We start from the raw sequence: 21,823 nt of genomic DNA, 5'->3' as shown, positions 1-21,823 counted from the left end.
CTCACTTGACAGGGAGGGAGTGGACTGTGACGAGCGCGAAGGAAGGGTTCATGGACGCCGTCTCGGAAGAGCTGCCCGCCGAGATGCTCTCGTTCGTGCACGACAAGCTCAATTCCTTCGTCAAGTGGGACATCCTGCGCTTCCTAAAGCAGAACCCCCATGCTGCCGATACACAGGCGGGTCTGGCGCTATATGTCGGTCGAAGGCCCGAAGTGGTGGCACCGCAGCTACAGGAGATGGCCGACGATGGCCTTCTGCAGGTGGGCAGCGTCGGAGACATGCCGGTCTACACGCTCACCGAAGACCCGGCGACGAGGGACCTCGTCACCCGGTTCCTGGAGAGCTGTGAAGACCGCCGATTTCGGCTGCGGGTCGTCTACCACGTGGCCAGGTGTATGCGCTGAGCCTCGCCTTCGGCCCGGTTCGAACGGGCGGCCCCCGCCGCCACTAGAGGAGCGACATTGCGACAGACTATGCCTAGGGATGCCGGATCAATCGCGTTTGGACGGCTGGTTAGGGAATGCAGACGCCTATCTTCTGCCGACGCGCACACTCTGGTCGAGCAGATACTGCCCGAACTGGAGCGGGAGCTCATGAGCGTCTCCGTGCCGCCGTTGTACCATCGTCTGCACCAGCCCTGGCGCAACCTGGTGCTCTCCCGTCAGGAACCAGACCCATCGAGCCGGGGCCGGGCGTGCCATTCAGAGGACGAGCAGCGGGATGATCAGCCTGCGGGGCCCGAGCAGAATCCCGTTGGCTGACGTCCAGCCCAATGGCGCCGGCCGTGTCCGGACCGGCGTTCCAGGGCTGGATGAGATGCTGGGGGGTGGCTTTCTGCCGCAGTCGTGTAACCTGATAGAAGGAGCCCCCGGAACGGGCAAGAGCACTCTGGGGCTGCAGTTCATCTACGCTGGCGCCATGTTCTATGACGAGCCCGGGATCGTGCTCACCTTTGAGCAGTTCCCCCAGGCCTTCTACCGGGACGCCCACTCTCTGGGATGGGACCTGGCGGACCTGGAACGCCGGCATATGCTGCGGGTGCTGATGACCAGCCCCGAGGTGGGCCTGGCTGACTTGCAGACCGTCGGCGGACGGGTCGAGAGGCTCGTCCGGGAGATTGATGCTCGGCGCATCATGGTGGACAGCATCTCTCGCTTGGAAGGACTGGCTCAGGGGCGCAGCCAGCTGCGGGGTCTGCAGTACGGGTTCATCAACGCCCTCAGGCGCGAGGGGATCACCGCTGTGCTGATCAGCGAGGGGCCGTCCCTGCTGGGCGGTGGCGACCGAGCTGTGGACGATCTGGCCTTCGTGGTGGACTCTTACGTGCTCTTGCGCTACGTGGAGATAGACAGCGCCATCCATCGTGCTCTCACCGTGGTCAAGATGCGCGGGAGCGACCACGCCAAGGACATCCGCCAGTATGAGATCACCTCTGAGGGCATCCGCATTCAGTCCCGATTCAGGGGACGCGAGGGGATTCTCAGCGGCAGCCCCCACCGCATGGCCGATTCCTTCATGCGAGCCTTCCTGAGCCGCTGAAGGTTCCCGGGAAGACGGGTGGGCGAATGCCGTTGTGGTGCGTGGCACTGAACCTGCTAGGCTGGATATGCCTGGGCCTTCTGTGCTTGGTGGTGGGCCTCATAGCCCGCTTCTACCAGTCTCGAGCAGGTCATCGGACTTTCTACATGGCCTTCGTCATCTGTGCTCTTGGCTTCCTGACGGGCGGAGTGTGGGATGCTCTCACCTGCGGTAGCTCTGCCGAGTGGCCTCCGGCGCTCGTTCTTGCCGGCACCGGCATGCTACTGGCCCTCGCGGGTGGCCACCTGTTTGGCCTGATGCTCAGCGGGCCTGCGTGAAGTCCGACCCGAGCCCTCTGGCAGCTATCGCCCTCTTGGCGGCGGCCTATGTCTCCTATATGGTGGCCAGCGTGAGCGCACGGCTGGGTGCCGTCGTCGGTATGAGACGCACCTATCGACTCGGCTATGTCGGAGCAGCCCTGATAGCTCTGGCCGGTCTCTCTCGTCTGGCGCTGGACTTCAGACAGCCGAATGCGGCTTTGCGCACCGCGCTGCACGATGTGCCGCTGGCGGCCGGGGCACTGATGGTGATCGTGATTGCATGGACCTATTGGGGGTGGCTTATCCATGAACGCTGACCCACATGCCCGCTCCGGGCTACCGATATCCCGCGAGCCAGATGCCACTGAGGAGACGTGTGCTCGTCTCCGCCAGGCGCTGGACGAGCGTATCGAGTTCATCGAGGAGATGTCCCACGAGTTGCGGGGCGGGCTCACCTTCGTCAAGGGATACGTGGACCTCTTCCTGGCCGGGACCCTGGGCCCGCTGCAGGAAAGGCAGGAGCACGCCCTGCGGGTGATGGAACGCCGGACCGATGCCATCATCCACTTGCTGGACCAGATGCTCTCTCTGGAGAGGGCTCGTGCCGGCCATCTGGAGTTGTCCTCCCATGTGGACCTGAGCGAGGTGGTGTATCACAGCGTCCAGAGCGCAGCCGTGGACGCCAAGAAGGCCGGAGTCGAGTTGCGCGTGCAGGTGCCTGACACCTGCCTCCTGGAGTGGGCCGACTCACGGCGGCTCATACAGGTGGTGGACAACCTCACCAGCAATGCCATCAAGTTCAGCGAGGCGGGCGACCGAGTGCTCATCTCTCTGCACGATCGCGGTGAATCGCTGGAACTGACCGTGGCCGACGAAGGGATAGGCATGAGCGCGGAAGACGTGGAGCGCGTCTTCCAGCGGTTCTACCGGACCAGCCAGGCCGCCGGAAAGGCTCCCGGCAGCGGCCTGGGCCTGGCCATCGCCCGAGCCATCGTGGAAGCACACCAAGGGCGCATCTGGGTGGAAAGCACGCCGGGCAAGGGGAGCACCTTCCACGTCTCTCTCCCCAAGGCGGGACCTCAGAGCAACGGGCGAGCTGGTGCCTGACATCGCCCTGCGGATAGGAACCGTCCGCGCCTGGCTGCTGGACTGCGGGGTCTTCCGCTACGACGGGGGGCTCATCTTCGGAGCTGTGCCCCGCGCCACCTGGGAGCGCTACTACCCGCCCGACGCCGATCATCTCGTGCCCGTCGGCCTTCGGCCGCTTCTGATCGAAAGCGGCGAGGGCTACGTCCTGGTCAATACCGGCCTGCCGCCTGGCGATCCCGGCCTCCCCTTCGATCCGCCTGGCTACCGACCGCTGGAGGCCGCCCTGCGGGAGCTTGGAGTGCGCGGCGAGGAGATTGTGGCGGTGGTGCTCACTCATCTGCACCCCGACCACACCGGAGGTAGCCTAACCTCCACGGACGGGGCGCTCGCCCCTGCCTTCCCCGCCGCCCGATACTTTGTGCAGCGGGAAGAGGCGGCCGCCGCCGCTTTCCCCAACGAGCGTACTCGCGCCGACTACGACCCGAGGCAACTGCAGGTCCTGGATGAGTCGGGCGCGCTGGAAGTGGTGGCGGGAACATATCGGGTGAACCAGCACGTCTGGCTGGTGCCGGCGCCCGGTCACACTGCCGGCCAACAGCTGGTCCGCATAGTGAGCGAGGGTAAGTCTGCCCTCTACCTGAGCGATCTGGCTATTGTGCCCATCCAGGCCGAGCGACTGGCCTGGATCTCGGCTCTGGACATCGCCCCGATGCAGAGCCTGGAGAGCAAGCGAGAGCTTCTGGGCCGAGCGGTGGAGGAAGAGACGCTACTTCTATTTGAGCACGAACCTGATACCTCGCGCTCAGTGGGATACCTGCGTCCCGACGGAAAGCGCTGGCGCTTCGAGCCCTCCCCCGGCGACCTGACACGTTCCCTCCCTCGCCGGTAGTGCCCGTCACTCGCGACACACTGGAGGGGAGACGGCCGTCGCCTGCCGGCTCTTGCACAACCTACCTCCTCGCTTGGGGCAGCCAACACCTCGACTAGGTACCTTGATACACGGTTAGGGAGCCGCCCAGGAAGCGGCTCGTCGCCCTCGCCCGAGCCGAGTCGATTCTCCGCTCGCTCTGCCGACGCCACCGCACTCGTTACCAGCTCGGGCTTGGGCATGTGATGCACGTAGCGGGCCCGGTTGCAGGCATCCACGAGGGACCGCAGAAGGTCGGCGAGCCGCGGGGTCCGCTCGGCCCAGGGTGAGCATGTGGGCCTGGGTGTCTGTTCAGGCCGGTGGCTTGGGCGACGGGCCAAGCAGACGGCCGAGCCTTTCCTGCTGAGCCCTAGCCGGCAGGGCCGGCCGCAGTCATACCCTCAGTTTCACGCCGTCGTCACCGATGAAGACCCGCTCGCCCAGGATCTTCCGCGCGATAGCCAACTGCCCCTCGGGGTCGCTCAGGATAGCCCGGCCGTGATGGATGAACCCCAATCGCCCCCAGCGCCTATCCGAGCCGGCCAGATACTCGCAGACAGAGCGCACCTGGTGGTGGCCAGTCTCCATGAGGATGAGGTCGGCCCCTTCGATCAAGGGATCTAGTTCCGAGATGTGTCCTACGTCGCCGGAGTAGACCACTGCCTTGCCCTCGGCCTCGATGCGGAAGGAGAAGGCACGCCAGGGCTCGCCCGGGGCCGGGTGGCCCAGGTGGGTGTTGTGCCGGGCGTGGACCCTCAGGGCGCCGTCGTCGTAGATGAGGCCGTCGGAGTAGTAGCGTGGTTCGGCTACCAGGCGGTTCTCCGGCCGGCCGAGCGATGCTCCCAGCAGGTAGCGCACGCTTTCCCAGATGGCCTCAGAGGTCAGGAAGAGGGGCACTTTCCGGTCGCCCAAGGCCCGGGCCGGGTCGCTGTTGCGCCCATCGAGCTTGTGCATGGTCCAGGTGAGGTTCGCCAGGCCGCCGGTGTGGTCAATGTGAGGGTGGGAGATGAAGATAGCCCGCACCCGGAGCAAGTCTACGCCGTTGGTGTGGGCGGTGTGGGAGCAGCCCTCGCCGGCATCGAACCAGTAGACCCAGCCGCCGGTCTCGATGGCGAAGGAGACGTGGTGGCGCCCGGGCATGGGCTCGGTGCCGCTGCAAGTGCCCAGGAGAGTGAGGTTCACAGATCGCCCCCTGTGAATCGCTCGAGCCACGGCCCGGGAAGGACTCCAGGGCCGATCACCGGCGCGGCCCTGGATACCGGGTGGCCTGTATGACTACTCTAGCATACCCCCGAGCGCGATGCGACGCGGACCTGTGCACGGGGGTGCTACCGTGGTGCCGGCAGGACTGTCGGCCCAGCCGGCCGCGATGGGGGGATGGCGGCGGGCGGCGAGAGCGTGGGGTGCGGCCCGCGTGCTGGGGGTCAGCCCTTCAGGCCCGTGAGGCTGATGCCGCCGACGATGTAGCGCTGTCCGGCGAAGAACAGCAGGACCAGGGGAAGCGTGGCGATCAGCGACGCGGCGAAGGTTCGGTCCCAGTAGAGCGATTGCTCATCCCGGAACAGTGAGAGTCCGACGGTGATGGGGTACTTCTTCCAGTCGCTGAGTACCACGAGCGGCCAGGTGAAGCTGGACCACTCTGACATGAAGATAAACATGCCCAGGGTTATGAGAGCAGGCTGAGCCATGGGCAGGATGATCTGCGCGTATATCCGTAACCGATTGCAGCCGTCAATCCGAGCCGCATCCTCCAACTCCATGGGGATATTCAGGAAGAACTGGCGCAGCATGAAGATGCCGTAGGCGCTGGCGAACCCCGGTAGGACCACTCCGGGTACGGTATTTGCCAGCCCGAAGCGCCAGATGATCAGATAGGTGGGGATGAGGAGCACCGAATAGGGCAGCATCATGGTGGCCAGCACCACGATGAAGAGAGTGTCTCGTCCAGGGAAGGTAATCCTCGAGAAAGCGTAGGCCGCCAGGGAGTTGATGGTGGTCTGAGCTACCAGTACGACGGCCGCATAGATGAAGCTATTCTTCAAGTATATCCCGATCCTGCCAGTGGACCAGACGTATGTTAGGGAGTCGAAGCTGACGGTGTCCGGAACCAGCGAGTAGGGATTCGCGGTGAATCCCCTCGGTCCCTTGAGGGAGTTCACCAGCATCCAGTAGTAGGGGAACATCATAACGACGGCAAGGGTGATCAGGATCAGGTAGAGAAGGACCTGGCCTCCAGCTCCCCGGGCCTTCTCGCGACGGGTGGGCTCAGTCCTGGATAGGCGCGAGGTGGAACTGAGGGTTGAGGCTTGGTCCATGTCTACCCCTCTCAAAAGATCCGCTCGGACCGGTTGAGCCGCAACTGAATCATGGCGAGCACGAAGATCGCTATGAACAGCAGCCACGAGATGGCCGCGGCATAGCCCATACGGAAGTACTGGAAAGCATTGCGGAAGATGATGAACTGCAGAGTCGCTGTGGCCGTTCCGGGGCCGCCGCGGGTCATGATGTAAACCTGAGTGAAGACCTGGAATGCCCCGATTGCGAGGGTGACTGTCACGAACAGGGTGACATTCCGAAGGAGGGGCACGGTGACGTAGCGAACCTCTTGCCACCAGCTGGCCCCATCCACCCGAGCCGCGTCGTAGAAATCCGGGGGGATGTCCGCCAGACCGGCGAGGTAGATGACGGTGTAGTACCCGACCGCCTGCCAGACGCTCATCACCATGACTGACGGCAGCGCCAGGTGCCGATCGAAGAGCCAATTCGGGCCTCGGATGCCGACGCTGGCCAGCATCTCATTGAGCATGCCCTTGGGGCTGTAGAGCCACATCCAGATGAGGGCTATCACCACCATGGGAGTGATGGACGGCAAGAAGTAGACGGTCCGGAAGAAGCTGCGGCCGTGACGAGCCTTATATCCGATCAAGGCCAGCAAGAACCCGAAAACCGTAATTGCCGGCACCACTCCCAGAACGTAGAGGAAGGTGTTCTTGAGTGCCCTCCAGAACAGGTCGTCCTCGAACAGTGCCTCGCGGTAGTTGCCCAAGCCCACATAGGGGCTATGCTCAGAGATCACGTCATACTGGAAGAAGCTGATATAGAGCGAGACGATAATGGATATGATCGAGAAGATGACGATGAAAGTGATGGCAGGAGCAGTGAAGATATAGCCAGCTATCCACTTACGTGGTTGTTTCCACAAGGGGGGGCGGACGCGGACTTCGGTTCGGCCGGCACTATAGGTCTCTGTAGCCATCATTCCCACGCCTGTCAGATACTGGAAGCACGATCTGCGCCCTGGCATTTTCTGTCTGGGCGCAGATCGGCTCGGTATGTCATCCCAGATGCTGAGTAGGCTACCTATCCGCCTGTGGTCTGGCGACGCTGGATAACCTCTATGACTCTGGCCTCAGCCTCGGCGAGGCCTTCCTCAACGCTCTTCTCACCGAGCATCACCTGCTCCAGTTCGGTGCCGATGGCATCGTTGGCCTCGGTGAAGAAGGGGAAGAAGGGATAGACGCCTCCAACCTCGGCCGCCTCGGTGACGATGGCGAGCTGAGGCACGCTCTCGAGCTTGGCTCTCCAGGCATCGCTTTCGTACAACGCCTTCAGCGGCGCGAGGCGATTCGAGAGCTCAAAGCGCGTGATTACGTTGGGCGGAGTCGCCACGTAGCGAGCCAACTCAAAGGAGAGGTCAGGGTATTTCGCCTTCTTTGGTATTACCATCATGTTAGACCATGTGGTAGCGCCTGGGCCGTCACCTTGTGGCCCCCTGGGGAAGGTTATGAGCCAGTACTCAAATCCTTCGGGCGCGTTCCCGCCGATGTAGGTAGGAGACCACGTGCCCCAGGCCACCATGGCTGCTTGGCTCTGCAAAAAGAGCTGAGTGTCCTGTCGCTCAGGCGAGATGGGGAAGGAAACCTTATGCGTGTTCAGAAGGTCGAGCTGAAGCTGCATGACCTGAGCACCGCGTTCGTTGTTGAAGGTGGGCTGAGTGATGTCCGGATCGTGCAGAGCCCCTCCATTGCTGTACATCCAGGTGGAGAAGCTCTCGATGTAGCGCATGCTCCCCACCAGGAACCCTGCCTGCTCCACTTCGTCGCCGTTGGTCTTGGTCAGTGCCTTGGTCGCGTCTACGAAGTCCTCCCACGTTTCGATATCCGCACCTTGCGGATCCAGCCCAGCCTCCTCGAACAGCTTGCTGTTTAGGGCTATGACCTGGGAGTCAGGACCCCAGTATGGGATGCCGTAGTAGGAGCCAGCCTTTGAACGGTAGATGTTGGTCGACTCGCCGTAGAACATGTCTGGCGCCAGTTCCGGCACGGCGTCGAGGTAGTCGTTAAGCTCGAGGAGTATGCCGCGATCCCAGAAGTCACGCGCCCAGATGATAGAGGAATCCAGTAGATCGGGCGGACTTCCGGCAGCTGAGTCGGCCAGTAGCTTCTGGATGTACTCGGCTCCGAAAGGGACGAACTCGAATTCGATCGTTGACCCATCGTGATCCTGGGGGAAGTGCTCGCTAAGCCAGTCGTACCACGCCTGGTCTAGGGGAGACGTCTGGCCGGAGACCCAGGTCCGGAACCGCAGAGTGACGGCACCCCCTTCAGCCTTCGGGGGGGCCGCAGTGGCCTCCGGTACCTCGGTGGCGGCTGCTTCCTGGGCGGGCTGCGGGCTCGCCGCAGGAGCGCAGGCGGCCAGCGCGGCGGCGCTGCCCGCGATCACGAGACCCGACAGCATCTTCCGTCGGCTGAAAGCTCTCGAATGCATCTTCGAACCTCCCTTCTCGCTCGTGGATAAGCGGCTCTACGGCGGATAGCCCGGTGGCGTTCCTGGCGCGGCGACAGCGGGCACCTCCCGCCCGTCGCCGCCGGAATCAAGGTGCCCGCGTCCGCTGGGGGCGCGTGGCTCCCGCGCGGCCCGATAGCCTATAATGCCAGTGTAGTCGCCCCTCTTCGGGGTCGCAGCGGCGCTTGTGCCACGATTATGCCGCGTATGTGCCAGCTCTGGGGATGCAGCCTTTGACGGACGGCGAAGCTCAGGAGCACTCGATCTCGACCAGCGAGGCCCCGGCCGAGTTCGTGGCCGCCGTGAGGGACGCCCTCGGCCACCTCTACGACTACGCCCATCTCGAGTGCCATCCCCTCTGCGAACTGGTCGCCTCCTCCTCGCCATCATTGCGCGACCCTTCGAGGGGTCTGCGTAACCTGCTGCTGGACGCGCTGGAGCAGATCAACCCCGGCCCTCGGGCGCCGCGCAACAGCCGCGAGTGGCGTCCCTACGGCATCCTGGTGCGCCGCTACGTCAACGGCTTCTCCATTCAGGCTATCATGGACGAGCTGCACATAAGCCTGCGGCAGTTCCACCGCGATCACCGCAAAGGGCTCCTCGCCGTGGCCACTCACCTATGGCGGCAGTCCCAGCCCAAGGGACAGAACGGCTCGGTGGCCGACCTGGGGGAGACCATGGCTGGGCTGGAGCACGAGGTCCAGAGCCTGGGCCTGGACCTCCGCAGCGTCAACCTCGGCGCTGTGGTGAGCGAGCTCATGGGCCCACTGGGAGCCCTCGCCCGAGGACACGGTGTTCGCCTGGGCTATGCTCCGCCACGCCGCCAGATGATGGCCTGGGCGGACGTGACCCTGGCCCGGCAGGCCGTACTGGGCGCGCTGACGGCGACCATTGTCAGCCGGCCGGCCAACCTCGAGCTGGGCTGGCTCCACCGCGCCCGTCGGGTCATTCTGGATCTGTGGGCCTGGCCCCTGACCACCGAACCGTTCATGATGCCGGAGCGGCGGGAACGACTGGCCGTCGTCGAAGAGCTGATGCGGGCCCAGGGGGGCGACCTGAAGCTCGGGGCGACTCAGCCGGAGCGGGTGCGCGTGCGGCTCAGCTTTCGTTCCGCCAGCAGCACGCGCGTGCTGCTGATAGACGACAACACTCGTCTCCTCGAGCTCTATCGGCGGTTCCTCGAAGCGGAAGGCTTCGCCGTGACCTGCGCCGCCGACAGCGTGGCAGCGCTGGAGGCCGCCGCCCAGGAGGTGCCCGACGTCATCGTCCTGGACGTGTTGATGCGGGACCTGGATGGCTGGCAGATGCTGGAGCAGATCCGGTCCAGGCCGGGCCTGGGGAAGGTGCCGGTGATCATCTGTTCGGTGCTGAACGAGCCCGAGATGGCCTTCGTCATGGGGGCGCAGCGCTACCTCAAGAAGCCGGTGTCGCAAGAGCAACTCTTGGCTGCTCTATCGGAGACGGTGGACGGGAGTAGTCAGGAGGGCACGCCTTGAGCATGGCGGCCACGTACTCCCCCAACTCATCGCGGTCGACGGAGCGCTGCTTGAGCAGCTCCAGGCGCAGCGGTTGCCGACCGGCCAGCGCGTCGGCGTAGCCTGAGCCGGTAGTGATGATGAACCTGGTCTGGGAGAGCTTGGCATCGGCCCTCGCCTGCTCGAGCACCTCCAGGCCGCCCATCTCCGGCATCACCAGGTCCAGAAGCACGGTGTCGAAGCTTCCGCCGCACAAACTCTGCATCACCTCGGCGCCGGAGTAGGCCACGCTCACCACCGTCTGGCCAACCTCGGCCTCCAGTATGCGGCGAACCAGGGCGGCAAAGCCAGGGTCGTCGTCGGCCACCAGCACCCGCTTGGGGGCGGGGTCGAGCGCTCTCAGCGCCGATAGCAGACTCTCCCGAGAGACGGGCTTCTCCAGATAGCCGGATACGGCGAGCTCCTGCCGCGCGCGTTCTTTGCCAGACGGCACTTCGTACCGGAGGATGGGGAGGTCCGTCCTGCCGCTGGCGCGCCATATGTGCTCGGCAGTGGGCGGCGATGGAGCACCCTCCTGCGTCACCAGCACGATGCCGTCCGGGTGCTCGCTCGCGACTTCGGTGGCCAAGTCGTCAACGGTGTTCACCACCACCGAGCGATATCCGGGCAATGACCTGGAGACTGGAGCGGCCAGGGCCTCATCGGAAGCGACGACGAGGGCCGTTCTGGTGGGCGACTGGGCCGGGAGCGGCTGACGCCAGTCCTCGGGAGCGTAGTAGGACAGGCGAGAGCGTGCCTTGCCCGAGCCGGGGATGGGTATGGTAAAGCGGAAGGTGCTGCCACTCCCAGGCTCGCTCTGCGCCTCGATGCGTCCCCCGTGCAGGTGGACCAGTTGCCGGCAGATGGCCAGCCCGAGCCCTGAGCCTCCGCCATCGGCCGAGATCGGCCCCTGGCTGAACTCCTCGAACACTCGGGCCAGGTCCTCGGGTGACATGCCCGTGCCGGTGTCGCTGACGGCGACGACCACTTCGCCGTCGCTCACCTCGGTGGCCACCTCGATGTACCCCTGGTGGGTGAAACGAGCGGCGTTGCCGATCAGGTTCAGAAGCACCTGGCTTACGCGCTGCCGGTCCACCATCAGCTCGGGCGTGAGGCTGGATAGCCTGGTGCGCAGGGCGACATTCTTGCCCCGAAGCAGCCCACTGGCGCTGGCGCAGACCTCGCGGATCAGCCGGGTGAGGTCCGTGGGTTCGAGGCGCAAGGGCATGCGGTTGGCCTCGACGCGCGACAGGTCGAGCACGTCGTCTATCATGCCCAGGATGTGGCGGCTGGTCTGGAAGACCTCGTGGATGTCGGCGCTCAGCTGGGGTGGCCAGCGGTCGAAGCCGTAGGTCTCGGGGTGCCGGTACATGAGCTCGGCGAAACCGGCTATGAGGTTGAGGGGGGTGCGGAGTTCGTGGCTGATGGTGGCGGCGAAGTGCGCTTTGGCCCTGCGGGCTTCTTCCGCCTCCTCCCGAGCGACGCCGAGCTCGTAGTTGGTGCGCTCCAGCAGGGCGTACATGCTGTCCAGCGCCTTCTTGGCGGCGACCAGCTCCCCTCGGCGCACGTCAGCGGCCCGGGCTCGCTTCCAGGACATGGCCACCTGGGCTTCCGCCATCTGGAGGGCGGCCAGAGAGCTACGGAAGGCTACGCCGCTCACGAGAGCAGAGAGCCAGAGCGCGCCCAGGGTGTAGGGGAGGGCGGCTCGCTCGACCTCGGTACCGGCGAAGGCGATCGCCGCTGCGGTACCAGCGCCGGCGGTGGCGAGAGCTGCGGGCAACCCCAGCGTGGCTCCGGCCATGAAGGCACAGAGCGAGTACAGGTACTGCACGTAGGGCAGAGCGGAGGCGACGTCGAACATCAGGGAGCCGCCGAAGGTCAAGGCAAGGAAGACGGTTGCCCGGACGGCGTACGGCCAGCGACGCATCAGGAGCGCCAGCAACCCGGCCAGGGCGATGAGCCCAGGTGCCACCAAAGGGCGAAAGATGGGCCGAGACGGGTCGGCGAAACCGGCCGTGAGCGTACCCAGGTGCCCCAGCACGAGGGCGATGGCGCCGAACGCGGTAAGGGTCTCGCCCCAGGCTTCTCGCGCCTCCAGAACCACCTTGACCTGCTGTTCCCCGCCTGCCTGCGCGTGAACTGCCGCCACCCTGGCATCCTCCCTGCGATCGAGTCAGGTGCTGTTGCCCCATTGTACCACCGCTGGCGGAGGGCCAGGGCGGTTGCGTCCACCGGGCATAGTGGCTCCCTCATGAGGAGTGAGCGCCCCCAGGCGCGGGCGGGCTGTGTGTGAGGGCCTGCTCGCGCGTGGGCGCGCGAACTCCTCGTGTTGGTGGGGTTCGAGGGCAAGAGGCGATCCCTCTGGGGGTAGCAGCGGGGGAGTGCCTGCGGCGGGCGTGGATTGCCCCTTCATGAGGAGTGAGCGCCTCCAGGCGCGGGGGGATGTGTGTGGGGGCCTGCTCGCGCGTGGGCGCGCGAACTCCTCGTGTTGGTGGGGTTCGGGGGCAGGAGGCGACCGCGCCGGAGACGCTGACGTGACCGGCGGTGCGCCTCTACCCGTACACCCGGCAGACCTTGTTGACGGCGGCGGCCACTCGGTCGCAGTCGCTCTCCGTCCACCATTGGTTGACCCGGAGGAATATGGCCCGGTCAAAGAGGTCAGCCGAGCGGGCGCACATTTCCACCGAGTACTCGGGCAGGGGACCCTCGTAGAAGGGGCAGGTGAAGGGGCAGCCCTCCTCGGTAGCTGTCTTCTGTTCCAGGATCTGCTCCCAGAAGGTGTAGATGTGCCAGTCCCGCGAGCCTTCCACGCCCCGGGCCCCGGCGGGCAGCCCCTCGGCGGCGAGGGCAGGCCCGATGCGGCTGGCAGCCTCTTTGCTCTCTGCCAGGAGGATGATGCAGTACCCCAGGTCGCCCTCCGGGTCATTGCTGGGCCGTAGGCGGGTCTGAGGGAATGTCTCCAGGCCGGCGATGATGCGGCGCATGTTGCTGTTGTAGCGCACCCGCTGGGCTTCCATCTTCCGGAGCTGCACCAGGTTCACCGCTCCCTCCAGCTCGGACATGCGGTAGTTCTGGCCGCAGAAGAGCTCGCCCGGCCGCCGCTCCCTGGCGTAGCGGTCTGGCCGCCAACAGGCCGCCGTGTCGTGCTGGCTCATGGCCCGGATGTAGAGCCACTCGTCGTCCGTGAGCACCATTCCCGCTTCCCCGGCGCCGACGACCTTGTAGCTGCTCAGGCTGAAGCAGCCCAGATCGCCGATGGTGCCCAGGTAGCGGCCCTTGTACTTGCCGCCGCAGGCCTGGGCATTGTCCTCGATCACGGTGAGGTTGTGCCGGCGGGCGATATCCATGATGGGATCCATGTCAGCAGCCAGGCCCAGCATGTGCACGGGCACGATGGCTTTGGTGCGGGGGGTGATCTTGCGTTCCACGTCCTCGGGGTCCAGGGTCATGGTATCGTTGATCTCGGCGATGACGGGGATGCCCCGGGAGGCTACCACGGCGGCGGCGGTGGCGTAGAAGGTGTAGGCAGGGACGATAACCTCGCTGCCGGGCCCGACGCCGGCGGCCACGTAGGCGCACATGAGGGCGGAGGTGCCCGAGTTCACTCCCAGGGCATACCTGACCCCAAAGACCTCGCGGGCGGTCTCCTCGAACATGGCCACCCGCGACGGGCGAGGGTTGTAGTAGCGGGTGAGTTGCGGGTTGGCCCGATCGTCCTCGGCCTCCAGGAGGGCGCGGATCTGGGCTTGGGCCTCTGGCGAGTAGCCGAAGGTGTCGGCGATGGCCAGGAACTCCTCCAGGCCCACGTTGGGGCGGCGATGGCTGCGCTCGGCCTCGAACCTCTCGATGGCCTTAGGGCCGCCGTTGATGGCCAGATCCGCTTCCGTTGCTATGGTTGGCACCGTATCCCTCCCCACGATGCGTGCCCCCGCTTTCCCACGGTGGGTGACCTATACTTGCACCGGGGACGCGGTCAGGTCAACTCCTGCAGCAGGGCCCGCGCCTGCTTGAGGTCGTATGCCTCGAAGCCTTCGGTGAACCAGTCGTACACGCCGGCGAGGAGGTCGTGGGCCTCCTTGCGCTTACCCTGATCGCGCCAGAGGCGGGCCAGGGCAGTGGCGGCCTGTAGCTCGAAGAGCTTGGCCTCCTGCCGCCGGGCCACGTCTAGGGCACTCAGGTAGCGCGCCTCCGCCAGCCACTCGTCGTGCGGGCGGCCGCGTTGGCGGTGCAGGTCGCCCATGGCCCGGTGCAGCGACGATTCCGCAAAGCGTTGGCTGGTCCGGCGTACCAGGCGCAGCCCCAGGGCGGCCGCGTTCAGCCCCGCATCCGGCCGCCCCGCTCCCAGGTAGGCCTCTGCCAGCCAGACCAGCACCTCAGGAACGTCGTACAGGAAGCCATCGCGCACCAGTGCTTCCACCGCGGCTCGGATGTGTTGGCTGCCTTCCACTGCCTGGCCTCTGTGGAGCAGCACCTCGCCCCGGTACGCCCTGCGGAAAGCGGTGGCATCCCTCCATTCGCCCCCAGTCTCCCTCTGGAACGTCGCCGATGCTGCCGTCCACTCGTCCAGGGTTCTCTCCTCCCGGTGCAACTCATAGCGATACCAAGCAGTCCTGCCCCGGGCCATGGCCAGCATGGCGGGGTGTCCTAACCGCTCGGCCATCTGGCGCAACTCCTCGCAGCGTCGGAGTCCCTGCTCTGGGTAGCCCAGCACGCCCAGGACCCTGGCCAGATGCCACCACAGACCGGGGGGCCAAGCTGGGGCGGCGAATTCCTCCGAGTGGGAGGCGGTCCAGGCTGCCGCCGTCTCCAGGTGTACCCGCGCTGGGCCGAAGTGGCCCAGCAGGCGGAGGACCCGGCCCAAGAGCCCATGCACCCAGGTCAGGGCATAGGGATCGCCGCGAGTCAGCAGGGGGCCGAAGGCCTGCGCCAGAATCTCCAGAGCCCGGTCGTAGTCGGCCCTGACCTCGTGATGGTACTCCAGCTCAGCCAGCACCTGGAGAAGCAGCTGGGCATCGCCGGCCCGTTGGCATAGCTCCAGAGCCCGCTCGTACAGCGGGGTCAGGTCTGGCGAAGCGGCGCTCCTGGTGAGCCCGGCCGCCACGCACAGGCCCGTCTGCAGCCGCATCTCCGTCTGCACGTCCCGATGCTCCTCGGGCAAGGTTGCCATCAGCGCCAGTCCCTTGCGGTAGTGGATCTCTGCCTGAGGCATCGCCGCCATCCACTGCGCCTGGTCTCCCGCGCGCAGGTAGGCTCCCGCCGCCATCAGGGCCAGCCCTGCCTCTTCGTAGTGCCAGGCCAGTTGTAGGGCCATTTCATCCGCCGCCTCCCCCCAGATCTCCTCCTGGGCTCGGCCCACCGCCTCGTGCAGGTGGGCCTGCTCCACCCGGTCCAGGCTCTGATACAGGTAGCGCTGGAACAGGTAGTGGCGGAAGCGGTAGCGGGACAGCCTCTGTCCATCCAGATGCTCCAGGCTCTGGGCCCGCACCAGCTGGTGGCGGCGGGCCAGCTCCCCGCTCAGACGGTGCACGATCTCCAGTGCCGGCACCTCCAGCACCCGGGCCACCACCTCGGCAGTGAACTCCTCCCCCTCCAGGCTGGCCACCTCCAGCATCTGCCGGCACTGGGGCGGCAGCCGCCCCACCCTCTCCCCGATCACCGCCTCCAGCCGAGTGGGCAGCCCCTCCCAGTCCAGCCCCGGCCCCTCCCTCCAGCAACCCTGGTCATCTCGCACCAGCCCACCCCGCTCCCGCAGGTCCTGAAGCAACTCCACCGTGAAGAGGGGGTGGCCTCCGGTGTGATGGTAGAGGGTGTCTCGAAACTGAGCCGGGAGCCGATTGGTCTCCCGGTCTAGCAGCGCCTCCAAGAACCTCCGTCCCTCGGCCCGGTCCAGGTCCACAGGGGCAGTGCCGTACTGGCTTCGCAGCTCGTTGGCCACCGGCTCCAGGGGGTGGCGCTCTCCCTCTCGGCCCAGGGCCACCTCTCCCGGTCGGTAGGCCCCAAGGAGCAGGATGGGGCTGTCCGCTAGCCGCCGCCCCAGGTGGAAGAGCAGCTCGATGGAGCCTCTGTCGGCCCACTGCAGGTCATCAACGGTCAGGAGCAGGGGGCGGCCTCGGGCCAGGGTCTGCACCACCTGGGTGAACTGCTCGAAGAGCTGCGGCTGGGGAGGAGTGGAGCCCTTCCTCCTAGTGGCCTCCTCCAGGGCGGCCACCCATGAGTTACCGCTGTCCGCTACGCTGCGGGCTCGGGCCAGCAGGGGCGCTGCGGGCACGAAGACATCGAGCAGGGCGGGGCCGTGAGCGACAACGGCCTGGGCCGCCTGCGGCACCATCTGCCACAGGCGCTGGGCCTGCTCTCGGGTGACGGCACCCTGGGAGTGGCGGGCCTGGACGTCGCCGGTGAGCATGCGCAGAAGGTCCAGGAAGGGCAGGTAGGGGTCTCCCGTGCCGGTGTAGGCGTTGCCACTTCCTGAGGCCACCACCAACTCAGGGTAGGTCTCCAGTGCCCGGTGGGCGAACTCATGCAGGAGCATGGTCTTGCCGCTGCCCGGCTCGCCCACCACGAAAGCCACTTGGCCCTGTCCAGAAACGGCCTTCTCGAGGTAGCGGCCCAACTGGGCCAGCTCCCGCTCCCGCCCCACGAAGGGGGGTAGCTGGTCTTCAGGCAAGTCCTCGGGCAGGACGATGGTCGGAGGGGGAATGGGAGCCATTGCCGGTCCGGGCATGGGGCGCTGCCGGATGCTGTCGTAGAGGGCGATGGTCTCAGGGGCCGGCGGTGCTCCCAGCTCCTGCTGTAGCACCCTCAGGCAGACCTGGTACTGGGCCAGGGCGGCGCTGCGCTGCCCCGAGAGGCAAAGGGCCCGCATGAGCTGGCGGTGGGCCTCCTCCCGCCAGGGCTCCAGCTCCAGTTGCCGGCGGGCGTAGCCCTCGGCCTCCCTGTAGTCTCCCTGGGCCTGGCAGTGGTCGGAGAGTCGGGCCAAGGCCCAGAGGTAGCGCCGCTCCACCTCTTCCTGCTTGAGCAGCACCCACTCCTCAAAGGCAGGGCTGTCCCGCACCGAGAGACCCTCCAGGAGCCGGCCGCGATAGGCGGCCACCGCCTCCCGGAGCCGGTCCGGGTCCGATGCGGCCAGGTCTTCCACGTCGGTGTGGCAGTGGCTTTCCGGGTTGAGCTGGATGGCCTGGCGGGTGATGAGCAGGAACGGGGGCCAGGCCTGGTGGTCGGTGATGGCCTGGCGCAAGCGAGACAGGAGCGAGCGGAGGTTGCCCAGGCCGTCGGCGGTGGATCGGTCGGGCCAGAGCATCTCGGCCAGAGCCTCCCGCCGGTGAGGGCGATCGGACTCCAGGGCCAGGTAGGCCAGCAGGGCCCGGGCCTTGTCCGAAGGAAAGCCGGTTACGGGGGCGTCGTCGAGGTAGGCTCGAAACGACCCGAGCAGGGAAAGCTCCAGGCGCATGTCCATCCTCCTCGGACGACGGCCGGCGACCGCTGCGCGGCAAGTCCTGTATACACCCTCTGGCCGATTACATCAACGCAGCGGTTACGCAGCGCTCCCGAAGCCTTCTGGCAACTCCTTACTGCCATGCTGGGGCCAGGTTCACACCCGGCGAACCTAAGGACAGCGGCGATCCGGAGAGGCCCCGGGGCCTGGCACCATCGGGCATCCCGGCAGGAGGTCGCCGCGATGAGATGAGGCCGGGCTAGCGCCGACAAGGAGGTCCCCGATGGCTAGGTTCTCCAGACTGGCAGCGCTGCTCACCGTGATCCTGCTCGTGCCCTGTTGCGCGCGCGGGGCCGACGAGCCCGGCCCTGCCTCTCTCGGGCTGGTGGCCCACGTGCAGGCAGAGGCCCACGATAGCGCCATGGTCGAGGCCGGGCCAGGGCATCGCATCGCCTTCGTGTCCGACCGTGATGGCGCCCTGGCCGTATACTCCATGGACCCCGATGGCGGCGACCAGCGCCAGCTCACGGCTGCACTGGAAGAGGCCCACGGAGTGGCAGTCTCGCCTGACGGGTCGCGGATCGCCTTCACGGCCAGGCACGGCGGCGAAGGTGGCACCGACTACGAGGTGCTGGTCATGAATGCCGATGGCACCGGTGGGCGCAACCTGACCACCAGCGGGAATGCCTGGGAGATGGCTCCCTGCTGGTCACCGGATGGCGAGAGCATCGCGTTCATGTCGGCATCGAAGGCGAACGCCGGCATTGTCGCCGTTGGCTTCGACGGAACCGACCTGCGTCAGTTGAGCGACGGCCTCCGCTGGGACATGCAGCCGTTGTGGTCGCCCGACGGGTCGCGGATCGCTTTCGCCTCGCTGTCCGGAAGGCGATCGGAGATCTGGGTGGTACAGGCGGACGGCAGCGACCTTCGGCGCCTCACCGACCTAGGGGCGCGGAGCGAGTGGCCTCGTTGGTCGCCGGACGGGAAGCAGATCGCCTTCGTCTCTGACTGGGACATGGTCACCGCCATCTACACCATGTACGCCGACGGCAGCGGCCTGAGGAAGCTGACGGAGAGCCGATCGGTGGACACAGAGCCCTGCTGGTCGCCGGACGGGACCCGAATTGCCTTCTCCTCCGATCGCGATGGGGGCTTCGCCATCTACGTCGCCGACGCGCACCTTGGACGGGAGTGGAGACTGACCGACGAGGCCCTCGGCTGGCAGATGCAGCCGAGCTGGTCCCCCGACGGGGCTGAGATCGCCTTCGCCGCCGGCCTCGATGGAGAGTGGGACGTCTACGTGGTGGGCGCTGACGGCTCCGGCCTGCGCCGGCTGACCAGCGCTCCGGGGTACGACCTCAGGCCGCTGTGGATGGGACGCTGACCTCACCGCTGATCGGGAAGGGACGACTAGGCCGATCGGGAGACAGCCGGGCGGCCCCGTGTCGTTGGTGTCTCCCTCTCCCAGGTGATCGGGCGTAGCTTCCGAATCTCCACAGCAGGAGAAGTTCGGGCGCAGGCGCAGAGGGGCCTGTCCGGCCCCCTCGCGCGTGCGCGTGTTCTTCAGATGATGAGCAGTAGAGAGGGACCGGCGACGCCCCAAATGCGCTCGCCCTGCTATTGCTGCCGCTCACGTGACGGCGAGCTCCAGTGCTGGTAGGATGGTCTTGGCGCGCCCGCACTAGACCGGGACGCCTCAGACTACGGCCTCAGGAGCGGCACATGACTCCTCGGGAACGAGTGCTGGCGGCATTCCAGTTCCAGAAGACGGACAAGGTACCCATCCACCACATCGGCTTCTCCTCCGATGTGGCCAGCGCCCTCATTGGTCGGGAGGCTTACGTGGGCGGAGGCATCCAGCAGTGGCGCGAGGCCACCGCCCTCTGGAAGGGGCCCGACGCTCACGCCGAGTTCCTGGAGCGTTCCTACCAAGACGCCGTCGCTGTAGCCATAGCTGCGGGCAACGACATCATCCGCCCCTCTTACTGGCGCTACAACCGCAAGCCTACCCGCAAGATAGACGACAACACCTTCCTTTGCGAGTACGGCCCGGAGGAGGACTGGCGGGTGCTCAAGTACGACCCGGGCAGCGAGCAGTGCGACATCGTCTACTACAAGCCCCGCCCGGAGGCCACCTTCGATACCATCGAGCGGGAGATCCAGCAGATGGAGGAGTCGCTGAGCCGCGACCAGCCCACGGAGGAGGGCTACGACTTCGAGCGACGGGCCAAACGAGAGCTGGGAGACCAATACGAGATCCGGGTGGGCGGGGTGGGGATGGGCGTGCCCCTGCGCGGCATCGAGATCTGGCTGGAGGCCCTGCTCCTCCGGCCCGACCTGATCGAGCGGTTGCTGGATGCCCAGGTGGAGACGGCACGGCGCAATGTGGCCTTCCTGAGCCCTCTGGGCTTCACTCACTTCTGGGGTGGCACCGACTTCGCCTCCAACGAGGGGCCTATGTTCAGTCCCCGTCTGCTGCAGGAGGTCTTTCTGCCCCGGTTCCGCAAGGTAACCGAGATCTGCCACCAGCACGGCGGCCTGCACTTCTTCGCCAGCGACGGGGACCTCTGGCCGGTAGCGGACATGATGTTCGGAACTGGTGCCGTGGACGGCTACTTCGAGATAGATGGCCGGGCGGGGATGGACCTGGCCCGGCTGCGAGAGCGCTATCCCAAACTGATCCTCATCGGCAACATCAGCTCCCACACCGTCCATCTGGGCACCAAGGAGCAGATCGTAGAGGAGGCCCTGCGGGCTCTGGAGGTGGCCAAGGCAAGCAGCGGCGTCATCGTGGGCACTTCGAACTACTTCGTGCCTCACACCCCCATAGACAACGTGATGACTCTGCTGGAGACCATCGAGCAGAACCGGTAGCAGCAGATCCAGTGGGTGATCGAGATGGCGCGGGAAGCGGCCGCGGCGGCCGAGGACCAGGGGATCACTCTGGTCATCCAGAACCACTCCCCCATCGGCAACAACGTTCCATTCCCTCAGCCGCCCAGCGCTTCTCGCAGGCGCCGGGCGACCACTTCCGCCTCGCCCTCCTGGAGGGTGTGAGGGTGTAGGCGCAGCTCGGGCTCGGTGAAGGTGCTCCAATGGTAGTTGTCCGGGCTCACGTACTGCACCGCGATGGGTGGGTCGCCCTGGCGTAGCCGGCGCATCACCTCCACGTGATCGGCTCCCACCGTCTCCACATCCCAGGTCACAGCGGCATGAGGGATCTGCTGACCCACGCCATAGGGGAGCTGACGCCAGGCGCGCACCGTGGGCAGGTCGCTCACGGCGGCGATGATGGTCCGCACGCGACGCTCCCACAGACCGGCGTCGCCGGCGTGATCGCGTCCGAGGTACAGCTCCACCGCTTTCACCAGCCCGACGATCTCCTCCTTGCCCACCTTCATGGGCCGGCCTATGCCCATGTTGGGGGAGTTGTTCAGCCGGCACGCCTCCACCAGGTCGGCCCGCCCCAGGATGATCCCACTGGCCTGGGGGCCGCGGATGGCCTTGCCCCCGCTGAAGGTCACCAGGTCGGCACCCTCGCGCACAAACCGGGTCAGGTTGGCGGGCGGGGGTACCTCAGCCGCGGCGTCCACGATGACGGGCACCCCGGCCTGGTGGGCGATCTCGGCTACCTCGGCCAGTTCCAGGGCCGGGCCCATGCAGAACCAGGCATGGGTGTAGAAGACGCCGGCCACGTCCGGCCGGCGCACGGCCTGGCGCAGTTGGTCGGCGTCCGCGTCAATCTGGACAAAGCCGCCTCCCGACACCCGGAGGGCCTGGTCGAAGGGATTGCGGTGGGAGGCTTGGACCACGAAGCGGTTCCTCATGCCGGCGGTATCGGGGAGCCGAGCGATCCTCTCCCGGTCGGTGCCGGCCATGCAGGCGGCCGCCATGAGGGAGATGCCGGAGGCGGCGCCATCGCAGACGTGAGCGGCCTCCACCCCGATCAGCTCGGCGATGCGCCGGCCGGCGGCCCGGTGCAGCTGGTCCATGTCCACGAAGGAGCGCGCCGCCGCGGCCATGGCCTCCAGCACCTCGGGTGGCATGAGGGAGCCGCCAAGGTTGGTCAGGGTGCCGGCAGCATTGATGACGGGAGTCACACCCAATTCAGCGTAGACGTCCACTCACCCTCCTTAAGGCACTCACCGCCGAGATCGCGGAGGCCGCAGAGGACTGATAGCTACGGCAGACAGGCAAGAGCCCGCTCTGGCCCTAACCATCCTCCCTCTGCTGCGTCCGTGGTCGCTCTCCCAGTATG

The 21,823-nt window shown here is 66.3% G+C and carries 17 protein-coding genes; 9 read left to right on the top strand and 8 right to left on the bottom strand.

Annotated elements, in window-relative coordinates; genetic code table 11:
- The first annotated feature begins 26 nt into the window (after window positions 1-26).
- From HPY83_05290 to HPY83_05265, 6 genes are all read left to right on the top strand, one after another.
- Window positions 27-404 (top strand): hypothetical protein, encoded by a 378-nt coding sequence (locus tag HPY83_05290; protein NPV07365.1) that lies wholly within the window; start codon window positions 27-29, stop codon window positions 402-404.
- A 349-nt stretch (window positions 405-753) separates the two neighbouring features.
- The gene (locus HPY83_05285) at window positions 754-1,539 is read left to right on the top strand and encodes an ATPase (protein NPV07364.1); all 786 of its coding nucleotides are present in this window, start codon (window positions 754-756) and stop codon (window positions 1,537-1,539) included.
- A gap of 26 nt (window positions 1,540-1,565) precedes the next feature.
- Window positions 1,566-1,856 (top strand): hypothetical protein, encoded by a 291-nt coding sequence (locus HPY83_05280; GenBank protein NPV07363.1) that lies wholly within the window; start codon window positions 1,566-1,568, stop codon window positions 1,854-1,856.
- Window positions 1,853-2,155 (top strand): hypothetical protein, encoded by a 303-nt coding sequence (locus HPY83_05275; GenBank protein NPV07362.1) that lies wholly within the window; start codon window positions 1,853-1,855, stop codon window positions 2,153-2,155. Before HPY83_05280 ends, HPY83_05275 begins: the two co-directional genes overlap by 4 nt.
- Window positions 2,145-2,945 (top strand): HAMP domain-containing histidine kinase, encoded by an 801-nt coding sequence (locus HPY83_05270; protein NPV07361.1) that lies wholly within the window; start codon window positions 2,145-2,147, stop codon window positions 2,943-2,945. Before HPY83_05275 ends, HPY83_05270 begins: the two co-directional genes overlap by 11 nt.
- Complete coding sequence (locus HPY83_05265) at window positions 2,938-3,816, top strand: MBL fold metallo-hydrolase (GenBank protein ID NPV07360.1); 879 nt, start codon at window positions 2,938-2,940, stop codon at window positions 3,814-3,816. The genes HPY83_05270 and HPY83_05265 overlap by 8 nt, the downstream gene beginning before the upstream one ends.
- 411 nt (window positions 3,817-4,227) lie before the next feature.
- Here HPY83_05265 and HPY83_05260 read toward each other — a convergent pair whose 3' ends face one another.
- The 4 genes from HPY83_05260 to HPY83_05245 form a co-directional block, all read right to left on the bottom strand.
- Complete coding sequence (locus HPY83_05260) at window positions 4,228-5,016, bottom strand: MBL fold metallo-hydrolase (protein NPV07359.1); 789 nt, start codon at window positions 5,014-5,016, stop codon at window positions 4,228-4,230.
- 242 nt (window positions 5,017-5,258) lie between these two features.
- A complete protein-coding gene (locus HPY83_05255; GenBank protein NPV07358.1) occupies window positions 5,259-6,149 on the bottom strand; it encodes a carbohydrate ABC transporter permease in 891 nt (296 codons plus the stop codon).
- Between the two features lie 11 nt (window positions 6,150-6,160).
- Window positions 6,161-7,090 carry a sugar ABC transporter permease gene (locus tag HPY83_05250; protein NPV07357.1) on the bottom strand — a complete coding sequence of 310 codons (930 nt, stop codon included), beginning with the start codon at window positions 7,088-7,090 and terminating at the stop codon, window positions 6,161-6,163.
- A 104-nt stretch (window positions 7,091-7,194) separates the two neighbouring features.
- Window positions 7,195-8,601: an extracellular solute-binding protein gene (locus HPY83_05245; protein ID NPV07356.1), complete on the bottom strand. Its 1,407-nt coding sequence runs from the start codon at window positions 8,599-8,601 to the stop codon at window positions 7,195-7,197.
- Window positions 8,602-8,852: 251 nt separating this feature from the next.
- Between HPY83_05245 and HPY83_05240 the strand changes: the two genes are divergently transcribed.
- Window positions 8,853-10,115, top strand: a complete 1,263-nt coding sequence (locus tag HPY83_05240; protein ID NPV07355.1) for a response regulator — start codon at window positions 8,853-8,855, stop codon at window positions 10,113-10,115.
- On the opposite strand, the gene HPY83_05235 is transcribed toward HPY83_05240, so the two are convergent.
- The 3 genes from HPY83_05235 to HPY83_05225 all read right to left on the bottom strand — a co-directional run bounded on the left by HPY83_05235 (window position 10,033) and on the right by HPY83_05225 (window position 17,580).
- Complete coding sequence (locus HPY83_05235; protein NPV07354.1) at window positions 10,033-12,282, bottom strand: hybrid sensor histidine kinase/response regulator; 2,250 nt, start codon at window positions 12,280-12,282, stop codon at window positions 10,033-10,035. The genes HPY83_05240 and HPY83_05235 overlap by 83 nt on opposite strands.
- Before the next feature lie 403 nt (window positions 12,283-12,685).
- Window positions 12,686-14,035 (bottom strand): aminotransferase class V-fold PLP-dependent enzyme, encoded by a 1,350-nt coding sequence (locus HPY83_05230; GenBank protein ID NPV07353.1) that lies wholly within the window; start codon window positions 14,033-14,035, stop codon window positions 12,686-12,688.
- Window positions 14,036-14,106: 71 nt separating this feature from the next.
- The gene (locus HPY83_05225) at window positions 14,107-17,580 is read right to left on the bottom strand and encodes a DUF2791 family P-loop domain-containing protein (protein ID NPV07352.1); all 3,474 of its coding nucleotides are present in this window, start codon (window positions 17,578-17,580) and stop codon (window positions 14,107-14,109) included.
- A 268-nt stretch (window positions 17,581-17,848) separates the two neighbouring features.
- On the opposite strand from HPY83_05225, the gene HPY83_05220 reads away from it, so the two are divergent.
- Both HPY83_05220 and HPY83_05215 read left to right on the top strand, forming a co-directional pair.
- Window positions 17,849-18,949, top strand: a complete 1,101-nt coding sequence (locus HPY83_05220; GenBank protein NPV07351.1) for a hypothetical protein — start codon at window positions 17,849-17,851, stop codon at window positions 18,947-18,949.
- A 338-nt stretch (window positions 18,950-19,287) separates the two neighbouring features.
- Complete coding sequence (locus HPY83_05215) at window positions 19,288-20,439, top strand: hypothetical protein (protein NPV07350.1); 1,152 nt, start codon at window positions 19,288-19,290, stop codon at window positions 20,437-20,439.
- Window positions 20,440-20,555: 116 nt separating this feature from the next.
- Here the strand turns inward: HPY83_05215 and HPY83_05210 are convergent, their stop codons facing one another.
- On the bottom strand, window positions 20,556-21,689 hold the full coding sequence (locus HPY83_05210) for an aminotransferase class V-fold PLP-dependent enzyme (protein NPV07349.1): 1,134 nt from the start codon (window positions 21,687-21,689) through the stop codon (window positions 20,556-20,558).
- Between the last annotated feature and the right edge of the window lie 134 nt (window positions 21,690-21,823).

It is taken from the genome of Anaerolineae bacterium, assembly GCA_013178015.1.
Lineage (GTDB): Bacteria > Chloroflexota > Anaerolineae > DRVO01 > DRVO01 > Ch71.
The sequence above is the reverse complement of the archived record's forward strand: the minus strand, read 5'-3'. Positions and strand labels throughout refer to the sequence as shown.